Origin of the sequence: Nonomuraea sp. NEAU-A123, assembly GCF_018603905.1 — a bacterium.
In the GTDB taxonomy this organism is placed as follows: domain Bacteria; phylum Actinomycetota; class Actinomycetes; order Streptosporangiales; family Streptosporangiaceae; genus Nonomuraea.
The window spans coordinates 23,292-40,787 of record NZ_JAHFZZ010000035.1 but is presented as its reverse complement, the minus strand read 5'-3'; the positions used below and the strand labels follow the sequence as shown (position 1 = coordinate 40,787).

Sequence of the window (17,496 nt, the reverse complement as noted above, 5' to 3'; positions counted from 1 at the left end):
GCCCAGCCCACGCCGCCCCGCCGATGGCGGCGAGAGTCTCCCGCCGCCCTTCGTCGCTCACCCACAATGCCGAGAACGGCACCGGCACGCTCCCGGCCTACACAGTCCACGCCTCCGTCGCCGGCCTGGCCCGCTACACACGCGTCTCACCCGACGCCCTAACCCGCCGGCGAGAACGCCGCGACCCCCACCGCCGAGGCCGATCGGACGGGCCCGGTACCGCGCGGCCCGTTTCTGCCGGATTCCGGTGGCACCCGATCTCGATACCCCGGGCATCAACAAGACCGCATCCCACCATCCGTCCGTGCAATTGAGCTTCCTGACAGACATAAGGAGCGCACCACCATGTCCATGTCCAATGTGAAACGGCGAGAGTTCCTCGCCGCAGTCGCACTCGCGACCGCGCTCGTGGTCGCCGGTGCTCCCGCCGCGTCCGCGACGGCGAAACCGAAGATCAAAGTCTCCGGCGGGGTCACGCAGCCCGTCTTCTCCTACCAGGACGCCATCCGCGAGCACGTCCGAGTGCAGTCGTCGGTCGACAGCGACAGCGATGGCAAGAAGGATCTGGTCCGGGTGGACATCATCCGGCCGAAGGAGTCCGATTCCGGGCTCAAGGTCCCGGTGATCATGCAGGAAAGCCCGTATTACGACAACCCCGGCGTCGGCTTCGAGATTGAACACAAGAAGTACGACGCGGATGGGAACGTGATGAAGTTCCCGATGTATTACGACAACTACTTCGTGCCGCGCGGGTACGCGTTCGTGTCCGTCGACATGATCGGCACCAGGTTGTCCGACGGCTGCCCGACCTCCTACGGCGCCGCCGACGTCCTGGGCGGCAAGGCGGTCGTCGACTGGCTGAACGGCCGGGCGAGCGCCTACGACGACAAGGGCGATCCGGTCAAAGCCTCCTGGACCACCGGCCGTACCGGGATGATCGGCCACTCCTATGAGGGAGGGCTCGGCGTCGGCGTCGCCGGCACCGGCGTGGAAGGGCTGGAGACGATCGTGCCACTTTCGGCCTACACCAGCGGATACGAGAACGGGCACGCCAACGGCGTCCTCACCTGGTTCAAGGGCGGGGCGAGGTGGCAGTCCGAGCACGTCGACAAGGATCCGGCGGCGAAGTGTGAGGCGGTGCGCCAGCGGATGGACGCCGAATCCGACGATGACACCGGCAACTACAACGCCTACTGGGACGAACGCAACTACCGGACCGGGACGATCTCCAAGGCGCGCGACGTCCGCGCCAGTGTCTTCGCGGTGATGGGCATGCAGGACCGCAACGTGGTGGGCAGCCAGTTCTCCGAGTGGTGGGCCAAGCTGCCCCGCAACGTGCAGCGCAAGGCGTGGGTGACGCAATACGGGCACCTCGACCCGTTCTGGGCCCGCCGCGAGGTGTGGCTCACCACCCTCAACAAGTGGTTCGACCACGAACTGATGGGCGTCTCCAACGACATCATGCGCCAGACGCGCGTCGACGTGCAGCTCGGCCCCGGCCGGTGGGTCACCCAGGCCGACTGGCCGGCGCGAACGCGGACGACGACCCTCAGGCCGCAGCAGGACGGCTCCCTGGGCCACACGCCCTCGACCGGCACCGGCAGCTACCTCGACACCGCCCAGACCGAGATCGCGATGGCCGCCGACCCCGCCACCACCAACCCCAACCGGCTGGCCTACCTGACCCCGCCGCTGCAGAACGCGATGCGGCTGTCCGGAACGCCGACGGTGAGCCTGAAGGTCAAGCTGGACAAGCCGACCGCCAACCTGGGCGTCCTGCTCGTCGACTACGGCCAGGACACCCGTATCAACTACCGCGAGACCACCGCGACGTCCTCGCAAGGCCTCAAGCTCCTCGGCGGCGAAGACTGCGTCGGCCAGAGCACGGCTGATGACGACGGCTGCTACTTCAGGGCCGGCGACAACACGGCGACCTCCGGCTTCAACGTGGTCACCCGCGGAATCCTGGACGCGCAGAACCACAAGTCACTCAGCCGCTCGACACCGCTGACGCCGAGCAAGTCGTACCAGATCACCTGGAAGATGCTGCCGCAGGACTACGAGTTCAAGGCCGGGCACCGGCTGGGCCTGGTACTGACCGGAACCAACGACGACTTCAACCTCGACGAGACCGGCAACGGCTCCGGCACCGACGTCGAACCCGGCACCGGGGCCAAGGTCACCATCGACCTGGCCGGCACGTCGGTGGCGCTGCCGCTGATCACCGGCACGCCCTTCTAAGAGCAAGATCAATCTTCGCGTACGGTCCCGGTCAGGCCCCTCGCCAGCGGACGGCTGTTGCCCGGGTGTCCCGGGACGGGACACCCGGGCCATACCCGCACGCGCCGCCGACACCAGACAGCTGAGGCCGTCCGCGGCGGCGATATCCAGCGCCGCCTGGAAGTGGCGTGCCGGCCAGGTTGCGCCCGGCCACTGTCGTACGCGCAACCTGGCCGGTTCATCACCAAGCCGGGGCAGGGGCTGGTGGAGGCCGGCTCGCACCATCTGCACAATGGTCGCCATGGACGAGAACATTGCGAACGAAGCGTGGTGGAGGCGGCAAGCCGCCGCACAAGGGGAATGGTGGAAGAAACGGGCGGCAGCACATCAGGAGGAGACCCTCCGGCAGAACAACCTCATGTACGGCGGCTTGATCGGTATCGGAGTCATCTTGGTGCAGCCGTTCCTGACCCCGGGAGCCGCTTCCCTTGATCTGTCCGCCCAGATCTGCGTGATCGCTTTCTCCTTGGCCATCCCGCTCTTGTCTGCTCTCATCATGTTGAACCGGCATGAAACCTATCGTCGGCGCATGACGAGTTCCGTTCTCGTGCTGGTGGCGCAGCAGGCTGCGCTCGGGCTCGGGTTCGCCGGGGTGGTCGCCGGTTTCTGGCACATCATGACGATCGCCGGGATCGCGATCCTGGTTGGCACGATCTTGGGTCTGGCCGTTCATTCCGCGGGTTATGTGCGGGTGGAGGAAGACGACGCCCAAGCCACACCAGGTGCGGAGCAACCACCCCAACTATAAATCCGCCGACGTTCACGGCCGGACTGAGATCGTCCGCCGAATCACGACGCAGTCGAGCCCATCACCCCAGCCGCGCCATCAAGCCCACCCGACCCTCAACCCACGCGGCCCCACCCAGCCCGACCGGACCCAGCCCCACGGGACCCCAAGCGCAAAGGATCACGCGGCCTACGCAACCCCCGCGTATAGGCGATCTCACCAGCATCAGCCCCGTATTTCCAGGCAGTTCCGGGCCGGGGCTCGACGCTGCCGTGGAGCCGCTGTCCTGATCAGCTGCCGGGTCTGCCGAGTAGGTCTTGGATCGCCTGGAGAACGGCGTCGGGACGGCGGAATATGACGGAGACGTGTCCGGCGTCGTCGACAACGCGGTTCTCACCGTGCGCAACCGATTTGGCCAGCGCCGTGTAGAGCCGCGTTTTCGCTTCGGCCTCCTCCTGGAGGAGTGACGTGGGTATGCCCTGGGTGACCGCTTCTTTGAAGGGGTCGATCGCCGTGGCGGTGAGCACGATCAGCGGGACGTCGGGCATCGGTCCCGCGTTGCGTAGCTCGTCATGGAGTTGGTAACGGTTGGCCGCCTCTTGACCGCCGATCTTCAGCCATTCCGGGCTGACGTGGCGTTCGATCAGCGACTCGCGGATCTCTTCCGGCCAGTCGGCCATCTCCTGGGCGAACAGGGTGCGGTAGAACTGGATGACTTCGTCGGGCAACTCGTCAGGCACCGCCTCGCCGGGGTCCCATGCCTGATACAGCTCGTTCAGTTCCTTGGGCATGTAGGAGTCGTAGTCCTCGTGTTCGGGCTCCACCAGGACCAACCCCGCCACCTCGTCAGGGAAACGCTGCGCATAGTGGCGTGCGTAGAGGCCGCCGAGAGAATGACCGACCAGCAGGTAGGGAGCGGGCACGCCGACGACCCGCAGCAGCTCGCGCAGCTCGTCGGTGACCTGGGTGGAGGTGCGTGGCAGCTCGGCCCGGTCGCTCCACCCCGTTCCGGCCCGGTCGTAGAGCACGCTCGTGGTGAGTTCAGCGGCCCGCTGTTGAACGATGAAGCCGTCCATGCCGGATGAGCCGGCACCGGGTAGGAACACCACCGCCGGGCTCCCGCTGCCCGAGCGGTGGAGGAACAGTCTCCGATCCCTGACCTGGTAGTGCCGTCCAACTGGCGGCATTGCCTCGGCCGCTTGATGTTGCATCACTGACTCCCTCACTGTCGGCGCCGACTTGGCGGAGACGAGAGCGCGCCTTTCGGGGTCGCCACCCATCGCCACGCCACCGGCATCTGCATTTCCAATTTTAGGAACGGTACCAGATGTGGGATCGTAGGGCCGTGGACACCCTTGATCTGCTCCTGCACCCGGTCCGGCTACGCATCGTGCACGCCATGTCCGGCGGTCGCATCCGCACCACGTCCGACCTGTGCACCAGCCTGCCCGACGCCCCCAAGACCACGGTGTACCGGCACGTCGGCCTGTTGGCCGAGGCGGGCGTGCTGGAAGTCGTCGACGAGCAGCGCGTGCACGGCGCCGTCGAACGCCACTACCGGCTACGCCGCGAGCACGCAGGGATCGACGCTGACATGGCCGCGTCGATGTCCCTGGACGAGCACCGTCACGGGTTCGCCGCAGCCATGGCCGCCCTGCACGCCGAGTTCAACGCCTACCTCGACCGGGACGGAGCCGACCCGACCGCCGACTCCGTGGGCTACCGGCAGGGCACCATCTGGCTCACCCCGGGCGAGCTCGCCGAGATGATCGACGAGCTACGCGACGTCCTCGCCTCCAGGGCGGGCAACAAACCCGCGGCCGGCCGCAGCCCCCACCTCCTGAGCATGATCTTGTTCCCGACGGAGGCTCCTTGAGCATGTGCACCCGCGCCCGGTCGAACAGCGCCCGCGGCCCTTCGCCGAAGGTCCACACCCGGGCCGCCGCGTACTGGCGCACCTCCTTGTCATATTGGCCTCATCGGGGGCAGACGCATTGGGGGTGGAATCCCTGACGAAGCCGAGGCGCTCTGCCAGAGTTATCATCCGCATTTCCTGTGCGGCCCGCAGAGTCAGGACGCCGACCCCGGTATGAGCGAAGAGCAGCAGCCACGTGTGATGCTCGTGCTTGACGGCCGCGGGCACACCACTGACGCGGCGTGCCCGCCAATCCGGAATCGCGAAGGCGGTTCCGCGGACAGGCAGCCGCAAAGGGGTGTGCGCGAATCTCTTCATGGCCAGGGAAATAAACGGTCGAAAACTCTACGGGGCCGTCCGGAACGCTCCTCTCGCCCTTTCTAACGCGCATGCAACCGTCCCCGCAGCACGGGAGCACGACGGGCGTCTGCGCGCGCCCGCATCAGACGGCGAAGCCGGCGACGCGAACGCCGGACATGAAGCATCTGCCCGTAGGCGCAGCCCGCGAGCGCTACTGCAGCCAGCGCGGCCAGCCTGACGAGGTCGTCGGGCCCGAACGCCAGCTCCCCTTCGGCCCGCACCAGGAAACCTGTCACGAAGCACCAGGCCATCGCTCCCGTCGCGAACGCGGCGAGGTAGTGCCTTGCCCAGAACGCGAACAGGCCGACGGCCACCGCCACCGGGATGACGCGTGCCGTGGTCTGGGAGACGGTCATTGCGGCCATCACACAGCCGCCGACCGCGCATACGAATCCGGCCGGAATCAGCACTTCCACAGGACGCCCGCGCATCGACCATCCCTTCCGGCGGGAACGACTTCATGTAACACGATCCGGCGTACGGGAGCGCCGTTCCTTACGACATTCCTACGCGTTCACTACGGCCACTGACGCGTTATTTACGCGCGGTGTGCGCGTCAAATCCATTGCCTGGAGATTCGGGAAATGGACATAGTGGGGCCATCGATCGTGGGAAGGAGGGGAAATGACGGTGCGAGCCCGCCGTAGCGTGGCTCTCCGTCTCCGCCCCCTCGCGCTCGCGGCCGCCACGCTTGCCCCGCGACGGCGGTGTTCAAGGTCTTCCCGCTTACGCGCGGTGCCGGGGCAGGGCACACGGATCCGCCGGCCGCCAGCGTGGGAGGCCCTTCGATACGGGATCTCCCATGAAGAAGGAGCCAACTGGCTCAACGCCGGACTCGCCGAGCAGAGCGGGCGACTCCTGGCGGCTGGACCTTCATCCCGGCCATCGGCGCGCTGCTGGTGACCGCCCTGACCCTGATGAGCCCAGCCCCGCGCCACCCGCGAGGGCCAGCACCAGCACGATCGCCTCGGGCCCGTACGCCACCGACGCCATCGCGTCCAGCGACAGCGCCGCCAGCCCACCGATCACGGACAGCCGATGCCGATCACCGAGATCGGCGGGCTCCTTGACCGGAGGGGGAGTTTTCACACTAGACATTGCAGAATGCTCCTGAATAGGGGATTTCATGCTGGTGGCGGCATCCGGCAGCACATGCGCATCAGGCTTCCGGGCAACGCCGGCTGATGCGGGGTCATGGTTTGAAGCGGTAGCCCATGCCGGGTTCGGTGATCAGGTGGGCGGGGCTGGCCGGGTCGTGTTCGAGTTTGCGGCGGAGCTGGGCCATGTACTGGCGCAGGTAGTGGGTTTCCTTCACGAAGCGGGCACCCCACACCTCGGTGAGGATGTGACGCTGGCTGATCAGCTTGCCGGGGTGGCGGAGCAGCATCTCCAGGATGTGCCACTCGGTCGGGGTGAGGCGTACATCGCTGGAGATCGTCTTGTTGGTCAGGTCGATCACGTGGTCGCCGAGCTGGATGCGGGCCAGCTCGGCTTCCTGGAACGAGGTGCGGCGGGTGACGGCGCGCACGCGGGCCAGCAGTTCGTCGATGCCGAACGGCTTGGTCACGTAGTCGTCCGCGCCGGCGTCCAGGGCCTCGATCTTGTCCTGGTTGCCGGCCCTGCCGGACAGCACGATGATCGGGATGGTGGTCCAGCCGCGCAGGCCGTGGATGACGTCGATCCCGTCCAGGTCGGGCAGCCCCAGATCGAGGATGACCAGGTCCGGTGCGCTGTCGACGGCCGCGCGCAGGGCCGCGGCGCCGTCGGCGGCGATGTCCACCTCGTAGTGGCGGGCGGCCAGGTTGATCCGGAGCGCGCGCAGGATCTGCGGCTCGTCGTCGACCACGAGGATGCGGGTCATGCCGTCACCGCGCTGCTGGAAATGGGCAGTGTGAGGGTCATGGTGAGACCTCCCCCGGGTGTCTCCTCGGGTACGAGGGTGCCGCCCATCGCCTCGGTCAGGCCGCGCGAGAGGGCCAGGCCGAGGCCGACGCCGGAGTGGTTGTCGCGGTCGCCGAGCCGCTGGAACGGCTGGAAGACGTGGTCGTGCGCCTCCGGCGGGATACCCGGGCCGCGGTCCATCACGCGGATCTCCACGTGGTCGCCGTGCCAGCTCGCGGTGATCAGTACCGTCTTGTCCGGCGGGCTGTAGCGGACCGCGTTGGACATGAGGTTGACCAGCACCCGCTCCAGCAGGGCCGCGTCGGCGAGGATCTCGGGCAGGTCGATGGAGATGTCGCCCTCGACCCGGTCGCGCAGCGGGCCGAGATCGTCGATGGCGCGCGGCACGATCTCCTCCAGGGCCAGCGGTTGCGGGGTCACACCGAGTACCCCGGCCTGCAGACGGCTCATGTCGAGCAGGTTCGCCACCAGGCGGTCCAGCTTGTCCAGCGACTCCTCGGCGGTGGCGAACAGCTCGGCGCGGTCCTGTTCCGACCAGGCGACGTCGGTGTTGTGCAGGCTCTCCACCGCGGCCTTGGCCGAGGCCAGCGGCGTGCGCAGGTCGTGGCTGACGGCGGCGAGCAGGGCGGTGCGCATCTTGTCGGCCTCGGCCAGTGGGCGGGCCTGTTCGGCCTCCTGCTGGAGGCGTTCCTGGCGGAGCGCCACGGCGACCTCGGCGGCGAACGCCTCCAGCACGGTGCGGTCGGCGGCGTCCAGCGGCCCGCCCTGGGCGGCCAGGATCATGTCGTCGTCGATGACCACGTCGGTGTCGGATTGGCCGGGGCAGGTGGACGGGGCGCCGCCGAAGGTGGCCGCGATCCGCCACGCGTCCGGATCCGACTGGTAGTCGGGTGTGCGGGCGGCCTCGGGCCGTCGTTCGAGCAGGGTGACCGAGGTCAGGCCGAACGTCTCGCGCATCCGCTCCAGCAGGGACGGCACGGCGGCCTGGCCGCGCAGCACGTGCCCGGCCAGGGTGGACAGCAGCTCGGCGTCCGCGCTGGCCCGGGCGGCCTGCCTGGTGCGCCGGGCGGCGATGTCCACGATGGTGCTGACGGCCGCGGCCACCAGAACGAACACGACCAAGGCGAAGAAATTCTCCGGGTCGCTGATGGTGAACTGGCCGATCGGCGGCGTGAAGAACCAGTTGAGCAGCAGCGATCCGCCGACGGCCGCGGTGATGGCCGGCCACATACCGCCTGCCAGCGCCACCCCGACGGTCAGGCAGAGGAAGAACAGGATCTCGCTGGGCAGCGACAGCACGTCCCTGAACGGCGACAGCGCGGCCGTCAGCGCGGGCATCCCGGCCACCGCCATCACCCAGCCGATGGACCGGCGCGTACGGGTGAGCGCGGCACGTGAGCGGACCGGCCGCCGGCGGCCCTTCTTGGCCTCGGCATGGGTGATCATGTGGACGTCGATGGAGCCCGATCGGGCGGTGGTCTCCACCCCGACGCCTCGGGAGAAGAGCTGGGCGAACCGGCCCCTTCTGGATGCGCCGAGCACGAGCTGGGTGGCGTTGACGCCGCGGGCGAAGTCCAGCAGGGCGCGCGGGATGTCGTCGCCGACGACCTGGTGGTAGGTGCCGCCCATGTCCTCGACCAGCGACCTTTGGCGGGCCAGGCTGGCCGGATCGGCTCCGGCCAGCCCGTCGGCGCTGGTCACATGGACGGCCAGCAGGTCGGCGCCCTTGGTGCGGGCGGCGATGCGGGCAGCTCGGCGTACCAGCGTGTCGCCTTCGGGGCCGCCGGTCAGGGCGACCACGACGCGCTCGCGCGCCTCCCAGGTGCTGGCGATGCCATGCTCGGCGCGGTAGCGATCGAGCTGGTCATCGACTTTTCCGGCGACCCACAGCAGGGCCAGCTCGCGCAGCGCGGTGAGGTTGCCGACGCGGAAGTAGTTCGACAGGGCCGCGTCGACCTTCTCCGGCGCGTAGACGTTGCCGTGCGCCATCCGGCGGCGCAGCGCCTCGGGCGACATGTCGACCAGCTCGATCTGGTCGGCCCGCCGTACCACCTCGTCCGGCACCGTCTCGCGCTGCGGCACGCCGGTGATCTCCTGGACCACGTCGTTGACTGACTCCAGATGCTGGATGTTCACCGTGGAGATGACGTCGATCCCGGCGTCAAGGAGGTCGTCGATGTCCTGCCAGCGCTTGACGTTGCGGGAGCCGGGCACGTTGGTGTGCGCCAGCTCGTCGATCAACGCAACTGTGGGCGCGCGGGCGATCACTGCCTCGGTGTCCAGCTCGGTGAACGTGGCGCCGCGGTAGACGAGCGTCTTGCGCGGGATCACCTCCATGCCTTCCAGCAGGGCGGCGGTGCGGGCGCGGTCGTGGGTCTCGACGAAGCCCACGACCACGTCCCTGCCGCGCTCCAGCCCTCTGCGGCCTTCGCAGAGCATCGCGTACGTCTTGCCGACCCCGGGGGCCGCCCCGAGGTAGACCCGCAGCCGCCCTCTCATGTCACGCCTTGTCCAGGGACAGGTTGAGTTCGAGCACGTTCACCGCGGGCTCGCCCATGAAGCCGAACGTCCGGCCGGTGGTGTTCGCCTCGATGAGCTGCTTGACCTTGTCGAGCGCGATCCCGCGCTCCCTGGCCACACGCGGCGCCTGGAGCTCGGCGTAGGCGGGCGAGATGTGCGGGTCGAGCCCGGAGCCGCTGGCCGTCACCGCGTCGGCAGGTACGGCGGGGGTTCCCGCCTCTCCCCTGACCGGGACGGTTCGGCCTGCGGCGTAGTCCTCGCCGGGCTTGCCGCATTCCACCTTCAGCCCCTCGTAGGTGGCCACGAACGGGGTTGCCGGGCACGCCTGGTTGACGCTGACGGCATGGTCGGGGAAGACCTTCAGCACCGCGCCCACGCCGTCGGGCGTGCAGTACGGGCGGGCGCCGCTGACGCCCGCCAGCTCGCCGATCGCCTTGGAGCGGGCGCAGACCTGGGTGAGCAGCGACTGCCCGCCGTTGGGGCCATCCACGATGTCGTCAGGGCCCAGGTTGCTGGCGCTGGTCGAAGTCGGGTCGTAGCCGTCGCCGGCCGCGGACGGGCGGGACTGGAAGTACTTCTTGACCGGGTTGCCGTCCTTGTCGGTGAACTTCTGGCCGATGATCGCGCTGCCGACGTCCTTGCCACCGGCCTGGACGATCGAGCCGTTGGCCTTGCCGTTGAACAGGGCCTGGGCGACGCCGGTGGTGACCAGCGGATAGATCACACCGAGCAGCACGGTCAGCACGACGACCGCCCTGAGCGCGGCAAGATGCTGGCGCAGCCAGCTAGGTAGACGTTCCATTTACGACATCCCCGGAAGGAACTGGATGAACAGGTCGATGATCTTGATGCCGAGGAACGGCGCGACGATGCCGCCCAGGCCGTAGATGTACAGGTTGCGCGACAGCAGCTTGGAGGCGCTGGAGGGCCGGTAACGCACCCCACGCAGCGCGAGCGGGATCAGCGCGATGATGACGATCGCGTTGAACACCACCGCGGACAGGACGGCCGACTGCGGGCTGGCCAGGCGCATGATGTTGAGCGCGTCCAGACCCGGGTAGACCGCCGCGAACATCGCCGGGATGATCGCGAAGTACTTGGCGATGTCGTTGGCGATCGAGAACGTCGTCAGCGCGCCGCGCGTGATGAGCAACTGCTTGCCGATCTCGACGATCTCGATGAGCTTGGTCGGGTTGGAGTCGAGGTCGACCATGTTGCCCGCCTCTTTGGCGGCCGACGTGCCGGTGTTCATCGCCACGCCGACGTCGGCCTGGGCGAGCGCGGGGGCGTCGTTGGTGCCGTCGCCGGTCATCGCGACCAGCCGGCCGCCCTCCTGCTCCTTCCTGATCAGCGTCAGCTTGTCCTCGGGCGTGGCCTCTGCCAGGAAGTCGTCCACCCCGGCCTCATCCGCGATGGCCTTGGCGGTCAGCGGGTTGTCCCCGGTGATCATCACGGTCCGGATGCCCATCCGGCGCATCTCGTCGAACCGCTCCCGCATGCCCTGCTTGACCACGTCCTTGAGGTGGATGACCCCCAGCACCCGGCCCTTCTCGGCCACCACCAGCGGGGTGCCGCCGGAGCCGGAGATGCCGTCCACCAGGTGGCCGACCTCGTCGGTCGGGTGCCCGCCCTGGTCGCGCGCCCACTTCATCACCGCGGTGGCCGCGCCCTTGCGCACCTGGCGGTCGCCGAGGTTGACGCCGCTCATCCTGGTCTGAGCGGTGAACTGGACCCATTCCGCGCCGTGGATCTGCCGCTCGCGCAGGCCGTAGTGCTGCTTGGCGAACACCACGATCGAGCGGCCCTCGGGCGTCTCGTCGGCGAGGCTGGACAACTGCGCCGCCTCGGCCAGCTCCTGCTCGGTGACGCCCGCGACCGGGACGAACTCCGACGCCTGCCGGTTGCCCAGCGTGATGGTGCCGGTCTTGTCCAGCAGCAGCGTGGAGACGTCGCCCGCGGCCTCGACCGCGCGCCCGCTCATCGCCAGCACATTGCGCTGGACGAGGCGGTCCATCCCGGCGATGCCGATCGCCGACAGCAGCGCGCCGATCGTGGTCGGGATCAGGCACACCAGCAGGGACACCAGCACCACGCCGGTGACCCCGTTCGCGTTCAGCGCGAGCGAGTCGGGCACGCCCAGGTTGATCGACTTGGAGTAGATGGCCAGCGGCTGCATGGTGGCGGTGGCGACCAGGAAGATGATCGTCAGCGCGGCCAGCAGGATGTTCAGCGCGATCTCGTTCGGCGTCTTCTGCCGGTTCGCGCCCTCCACGAGGGCGATCATGCGGTCGATGAAGCTCTCGCCGGGCTTCTGGGTGATCTCGACGACGATCCGGTCCGACAGCACCTTCGTGCCGCCGGTGACCGCGGATCGGTCGCCGCCCGACTCGCGGATGACCGGCGCGGACTCGCCGGTGATGGCGGATTCGTCCACCGAGGCGATGCCCTCGACCACGTCGCCGTCGCCCGGGATGATCTCCCCCGCCTCGACGACCACGAAGTCGCCCTGCTTGAGCTCCGGCGCGCCGACCACATCCCATTCCTGGGAGGTACGGCTCTTCAGGCGGCGGGCCGTGGTGTCCCGCTTGGCCGCGCGCAGGGTGGCGGCCTGTGCCTTGCCCCGGCCCTCGGCCACGGCCTCGGCCAGGTTCGCGAAGACCACGGTCAGCCACAGCCACACCACGATGGCCCAGGCGAAGAACGACGGCTCGAGCACCGCCAGGACGGTGGTGAACACCGCGCCGATCTCGACGATGAACATGACGGGGTTGCGCCATAGCGTGACCGGGTTGAGCTTCTTCACCGCGTCCGGCAGCGAGGTCAGGAGCTGCTTGGGGTCGAGCAGGCCGCCGCCGACCCGGCCGTTCCGCTTCGGCGCGGGAGCCTTGCCCGGCGCTTCGAGCACTGGGGTTGACATATCAGGACAGTCCTTCTGCGATGGGGCCGAGCGCGAGCGCCGGGAGGAAGGTGAGGGCCACCAGGATGATCGTCACACCGACGACCATGCCGACGAACTGCGGCCGGTGGGTCGGCAGCGTGCCGGCGCCCGCGGGGACCGGCGCCTGCCGCGCCAGCGACCCGGCCAGCGCCAGCGCCAGCACGATCGGCAGGAACCGGCCGAACACCATGCACAGGCCGAGCGCCACGTCATACCACGGCGTGTTGACCGTGATGCCGGCGAACGCCGAGCCGTTGTTGTTGGAGGCGCTGGTGAAGGCGTACAGGACCTCGGACAAGCCGTGCGGCCCCGAGTTGAGCATGCTCGCGCGCTGCTCCGCCGAGCCCATCGCGAACGCCGTGCCGATCAGCACGAGGACCGGGGTGACCAGGAAGTACAGCGAGGCGAGTTTGATCTCCCGGGCGCCGATCTTCTTGCCCAGATACTCCGGGGTCCGGCCGACCATCAGCCCGGCCACGAACACCGTGATCACGGCCAGGATCAGCATGCCGTACAGGCCGGAGCCGACGCCGCCGGGCGCGACCTCGCCGAGCATCATGTTGAACATCGTCATCATGCCGCCGAACGGCGTGAACGAGTCGTGGAAGGAGTTCACGGCACCGGTGCTCGTGAGCGTGGTGGAGGCGGCGAAGGTGGCCGAGTCGGAGACGCCGAAGCGGACCTCCTTGCCCTCCATCGCCGCGCCGACGGCCTGCGGCACGGTGGCGTTGCCACCCAGCTCGAACACGTTGGTGAGCAGCACGCTGGTCAGCGCGATGACGCCCATCACGGCGAGAATGGCGTAGCCCTGCTTGACCTGGCCGACGAGCTTGCCGAAGGTACGCGGCAGCGCGAACGGGATCACCAGGAGCAGGAAGACCTCCAGCCAGTTGGTCCAGTTGGTGGTGTTCTCGAAGGGGTGGGCGGAGTTGGCGTTGTAGAAGCCGCCGCCGTTGGTGCCCAGTTCCTTGATGGCCTCCTGCGAGGCGACCGGGCCGCCGGTGATCCCTTGGGTGCCGCCGGTCAGCGTGGTGACCTCGTGCAGGCCGGAGAGGTTCTGGATCAGCCCGCCGGCCACCAGCACCAGCGCGCCGACGAAGGCGATCGGCAGCAGGATGCGGAGCGAGCCGCGTACCAGGTCCACCCAGAAGTTGCCGATCGTGTCGGCCTTGCGGCGGGCGAAGCCGCGTACCAGGGCGATCGCCACCGCCATGCCCACGGCCGCGGACACGAAGTTCTGCACGGCCAGCGCCGACATCTGCACCAGGTAGCCCATCGTGGACTCGCCCGAGTACGCCTGCCAGTTGGTGTTGGTGACGAAGCTGATCGCGGTGTTCCAGGCGATGTGGTCGGTGACCGGCTTCATGCCCAGGCTCAGCGGGAGCTTGTCCTGCAACCGCTGCATGCCGTACACGACCAGGATGGAGATCACCGAGAACGCCAGCAGGCTGCGCGCGTAGACGCCCCAGCTCTGCTCGGCATCGGCACGCACGCCGAGCAGCCGATAGACGCCCCGCTCGACGACGTTGTGCCTGGTGGTCGTGTAGACCCGGTACATGTAGTCGCCCAATGGCTTGTGCACCAGGCCCAGCGCGACGATCAGGGAGACGATGAAGATCATCCCTGCGGCGGTCGTGCTCATCAGAAACGCTCCGGGAACAGCAGCGCCGCGACCATGAAGATCACCAGAGCGGTGACCACGATCAGACCGGCGGCGTTGATCGCGCTCACAGGCGCTCCACCGCCTTCACGACGAGCCCGAAGATCACGAAGATCGCGATCGTCAGGGCCACGAAGATGACGTCTGCCATCCCCAACTCCTCAACTCTGGAACACCATGCCTACCGCCCGGGATGAGCGGTTCACGACCCAGCAAAACCCCGAAATAGGCCCGTTTTGCCGTTCTTGACGGCATCCATACGGCCGTGGCGCGATTCTTGACGCGATTAGTACGCGGCACGCGGAGGAGTCGGGCAACGCCTACAGGGCGTCCGTCAGCCGACGTGGACGTGCGGTCTGCGTTCGAGGTCCGGCTCGGCCTTGCGGAGGACCTCGCGGGTGAGCGGCCCGCCTGCGCTTCCGCGAGCCGCCCGCGGCGAAGGTTCCAGATGTGCTAGTCAGCCTGGTCGGCGCCGGCGTCGCCGGGGTCCATGCCCGAGCCGATCAGCTGTGGCCCGGGCGGGCCACCGCAGCAAGGCGCCGCCAGGACCTCAGGCGCCTGCGCCGGGCCGCCCAGCAGGCCAAAGTAGGCACGTAAGGCATGTTGGCTGGCCTTGCAGACATGTGCTTCGAAGGCGACACCGCGCCGACGATTACGATGGACCTCGGATGGCACCCGATCCCTGCCGAGAGTGGCAACTCGTTGGACGGGCGGCCGAGAAGACGATGGATGCACCTCTCACGGCACGCCCACACCGTGCCCCTCGCGGTCAGGACTTTGCCGGCCACGCCCCGTACGAGGTCCGCCTGGGGCGGCGGGCGATGGGATCACCTTCTCCGAGGCCGTTCTGGACGACGATGATCCAGTGTGCGAACATACGTTCGACAATCGTCCTTCTGAATGGAGTGCATGTGCGCCTCTCAAGCTCTGGCCGTGCTCCTCTTTCCCACCGATTAGTCGCCCTGGCTGGGTCCCTGTTCCTGGCAGCGGTCCTGCTCGTCGCTCAGGCACCCGCCGCCTCGGCCGCCGACACCGTCACCGACCTCGGCGTCGCCGCAGACAGGGGCGGCGACGTGGTGGGGCAGAGCGGCAAAATCTTCGTCGCCGCCGACGATCGGATCGTGGTCACCAAAAGCGACGGCACGCTCATCGACACGATCAGCGGCCTGTCCGGTGCCGTGGCCCTGTCCGTGGCGGACAACGGCAGGAAGGTGTACGCGGCGCTGCGCGATTCGCATGAAGTGATCGAGATCGACATCGCAACGCTCGCCATCACCAAGCGGATCGACCTCACCGCCTACCCGTGCCCGTCCACGCTGGCCCAGTCGTACGAGCGGCTGTGGGTCGGATACGGGTGCGGTCAAGCGGGGGAAGGAGGCGTCGTCGCCCTCGAGCTGTGGAGGCCGACACCCACCCTCGTCTCGGTCGGGCCAAGCACGACGCAGCCTCCGCTGGTCGCCGTCGCCGGGAGCACACTGGCGGCGGGGGAGCCTGGAGCCGACCCCGCCTCGGTCAGGGTGTATGACGTCAGCACCACCCCGGCCATCCCGCGCGGTGAGATCCGCGCTGACACGTCCCTGCGGGACCTCGCCCTCGCCGACTACGGGTCAGCGGCGCTGTCGGCGCTGGCCGACACCCACCGGTTCGACGCCTGGGATACGACGACCAACGCCAAGACACGCGCCTACGATAGCGGCGAGCTGAGCGAGCACGGCCTCCCCACCGCCGTCGCGGCCAGCCCGGACGGCGCCTACGTCGTGGGCGGCTGGAACTCCTCCGCGGGCGACGCGGCGGAGCTCGTGGTGTACGACCCGGCCACGGCGGAGGTGATCTACTCGGCCGACCACCAGGGGAAGGCGCTGGTGTCGGGCAGCATCGCCTTCTACGGCGTCCTCACCTATGCGGTGCTGAAGGAGCCTGACACTGGGCGGATGCACCTCTGGCGGCTGCCGCATTCGCCTTACCACGCCTCCACCCTGACCATGACGGCTCCCACCGAGGCGACCGCGCTCAAGCAGCTGACCTTCAGCGGGCGGCTCACGCTGAGCACCGGCGCGCTGCCCGGCATGCAGACGCTTGAGCTGTACCGCTGGCTCCCCGACGGCACCTCCCGGCCCTTCCAGGAAGTCACCACGAAGGCGGACGGCACGTACCAGTTCACCGATACCGCACCGAAATGGGGGTCGTACGAATATCGGTTGTACTGGCCGGGCAACTCATGGTTCAGGGGCAGCGGCGCCTCGGCCATCGTCGAGGTGGGCCTGTACCAGCCGGTGCTCACAGTGACCGGCCCGGCGACCGGCGTCGTCGGCGAGCGACTCGAATTCAACGGAACGTTCGCCGCCGACGGCATCACCTTCCCGCTCACCATTGTCACCGTCGTACGTAACGTCTCCAACCCCGATGGCACTACCTCGAAAGCCCTGGCCAAGATGACTGCCGCTGCCGACGGGTCGTTCAGCTTCGCTGACACGCCGACGACGGCCGGCAAGCACACGTACGTCATCCAGCTGGTGGGAAACTCGACAATCGAGCCGGCGAAGACCACCCACGTGGTCGTCGTGTCCCAGCCCCCCGCGTAACCTCCCGACGGGGTGACGGCGATCCGAATCGCCGTCACCCATGTCGTTGGGCACGCCGAACCACGGAACTCAGCCCGCTTGGGTCTTCCCGCCACGACGTGCACTTCGTAGTAGTCGCCGGGCGCGCGCTCCGGTCGGATGGTCAGTTCGCGGGGGCTCGTTGGGACGGCCCAGCAGTCGGACACCGTGACGCAGCCCGTACGAGGGCGTCGGCCCTGGACGCCTTCTCAGAGCGCGGCGGCGCGGGCCAGGGTGCCGGCGACCGATGCGGACAGCATGTCCTGCAAGGTTGAGGCGAGGTCCATGCGCGTCATGAAGGGGCCAGCGCGACCCGTCCGCCACCGCAGCCCGCCGTGCCGTCAGCGCTGGCCAACACGCCTTAGCCGACCGACCACCCCTGCACGCGCACGAAAGTCTTTCGCGTCAGCCCCTGCCATGCTCGGCATGCGGAACGACTTGCCTAACGCGCCTGACAGACCTCCAAGCGGGTGACCAGCCAGTTCGCTTGACAGCCGCAGATAACGATCGCCAGCGCAGTAGCGGCACCAGCAGCGTCGGGAACAGCAGTGGGATGCCCACCACCTGGGCTACGTTCGCACCGGTCCGTGGACC

Annotated in this window: 13 protein-coding genes; 4 read left to right on the top strand and 9 right to left on the bottom strand. The window is 68.4% G+C overall.

Annotated features, from left to right (window positions below):
- The first annotated feature begins 345 nt into the window (after positions 1–345).
- Positions 346–2,241: a CocE/NonD family hydrolase gene (locus KLK06_RS54340; protein ID WP_214643751.1), complete on the top strand. Its 1,896-nt coding sequence runs from the start codon at positions 346–348 to the stop codon at positions 2,239–2,241.
- Between the two features lie 280 nt (positions 2,242–2,521).
- Positions 2,522–3,028 (top strand): hypothetical protein, encoded by a 507-nt coding sequence (locus tag KLK06_RS54335; RefSeq protein WP_214643750.1) that lies wholly within the window; start codon positions 2,522–2,524, stop codon positions 3,026–3,028.
- A 269-nt stretch (positions 3,029–3,297) separates the two neighbouring features.
- On the opposite strand, the gene KLK06_RS54330 is transcribed toward KLK06_RS54335, so the two are convergent.
- Positions 3,298–4,218 (bottom strand): alpha/beta fold hydrolase, encoded by a 921-nt coding sequence (locus KLK06_RS54330; protein ID WP_214643749.1) that lies wholly within the window; start codon positions 4,216–4,218, stop codon positions 3,298–3,300.
- Between the two features lie 134 nt (positions 4,219–4,352).
- Between KLK06_RS54330 and KLK06_RS54325 the strand changes: the two genes are divergently transcribed.
- A complete protein-coding gene (locus tag KLK06_RS54325; protein WP_308168927.1) occupies positions 4,353–4,883 on the top strand; it encodes a helix-turn-helix domain-containing protein in 531 nt (176 codons plus the stop codon).
- Positions 4,884–5,302: 419 nt separating this feature from the next.
- Here the strand turns inward: KLK06_RS54325 and KLK06_RS54320 are convergent, their stop codons facing one another.
- The 8 genes from KLK06_RS54320 to kdpF form a co-directional block, all read right to left on the bottom strand.
- Positions 5,303–5,713: a hypothetical protein gene (locus tag KLK06_RS54320; RefSeq protein ID WP_214643747.1), complete on the bottom strand. Its 411-nt coding sequence runs from the start codon at positions 5,711–5,713 to the stop codon at positions 5,303–5,305.
- Between the two features lie 442 nt (positions 5,714–6,155).
- Positions 6,156–6,371 carry a hypothetical protein gene (locus KLK06_RS54315; RefSeq protein ID WP_214643746.1) on the bottom strand — a complete coding sequence of 72 codons (216 nt, stop codon included), beginning with the start codon at positions 6,369–6,371 and terminating at the stop codon, positions 6,156–6,158.
- A gap of 103 nt (positions 6,372–6,474) precedes the next feature.
- Entirely contained in the window at positions 6,475–7,143 is a 669-nt protein-coding gene (locus KLK06_RS54310) for a response regulator (protein WP_214643745.1), read from the bottom strand.
- Positions 7,140–9,683 carry an ATP-binding protein gene (locus tag KLK06_RS54305; protein WP_214643744.1) on the bottom strand — a complete coding sequence of 848 codons (2,544 nt, stop codon included), beginning with the start codon at positions 9,681–9,683 and terminating at the stop codon, positions 7,140–7,142. The genes KLK06_RS54310 and KLK06_RS54305 overlap by 4 nt, the downstream gene beginning before the upstream one ends.
- Position 9,684: 1 nt before the next feature.
- Positions 9,685–10,506, bottom strand: coding sequence for a potassium-transporting ATPase subunit C (locus KLK06_RS54300; RefSeq protein WP_214643743.1), 822 nt, complete (start codon positions 10,504–10,506; stop codon positions 9,685–9,687).
- Positions 10,507–12,621, bottom strand: coding sequence for a potassium-transporting ATPase subunit KdpB (kdpB, locus tag KLK06_RS54295; RefSeq protein ID WP_214643742.1), 2,115 nt, complete (start codon positions 12,619–12,621; stop codon positions 10,507–10,509).
- Position 12,622: 1 nt separating this feature from the next.
- The gene (kdpA, locus tag KLK06_RS54290; RefSeq protein ID WP_214643741.1) at positions 12,623–14,284 is read right to left on the bottom strand and encodes a potassium-transporting ATPase subunit KdpA; all 1,662 of its coding nucleotides are present in this window, start codon (positions 14,282–14,284) and stop codon (positions 12,623–12,625) included.
- Positions 14,284–14,373: a K(+)-transporting ATPase subunit F gene (kdpF, locus tag KLK06_RS54285; protein WP_214643740.1), complete on the bottom strand. Its 90-nt coding sequence runs from the start codon at positions 14,371–14,373 to the stop codon at positions 14,284–14,286. Before kdpF ends, kdpA begins: the two co-directional genes overlap by 1 nt.
- A gap of 840 nt (positions 14,374–15,213) precedes the next feature.
- Here kdpF and KLK06_RS54280 point away from each other — a divergent pair.
- Complete coding sequence (locus KLK06_RS54280) at positions 15,214–16,884, top strand: hypothetical protein (RefSeq protein ID WP_214643739.1); 1,671 nt, start codon at positions 15,214–15,216, stop codon at positions 16,882–16,884.
- The last annotated feature ends 612 nt before the right edge of the window (positions 16,885–17,496 follow it).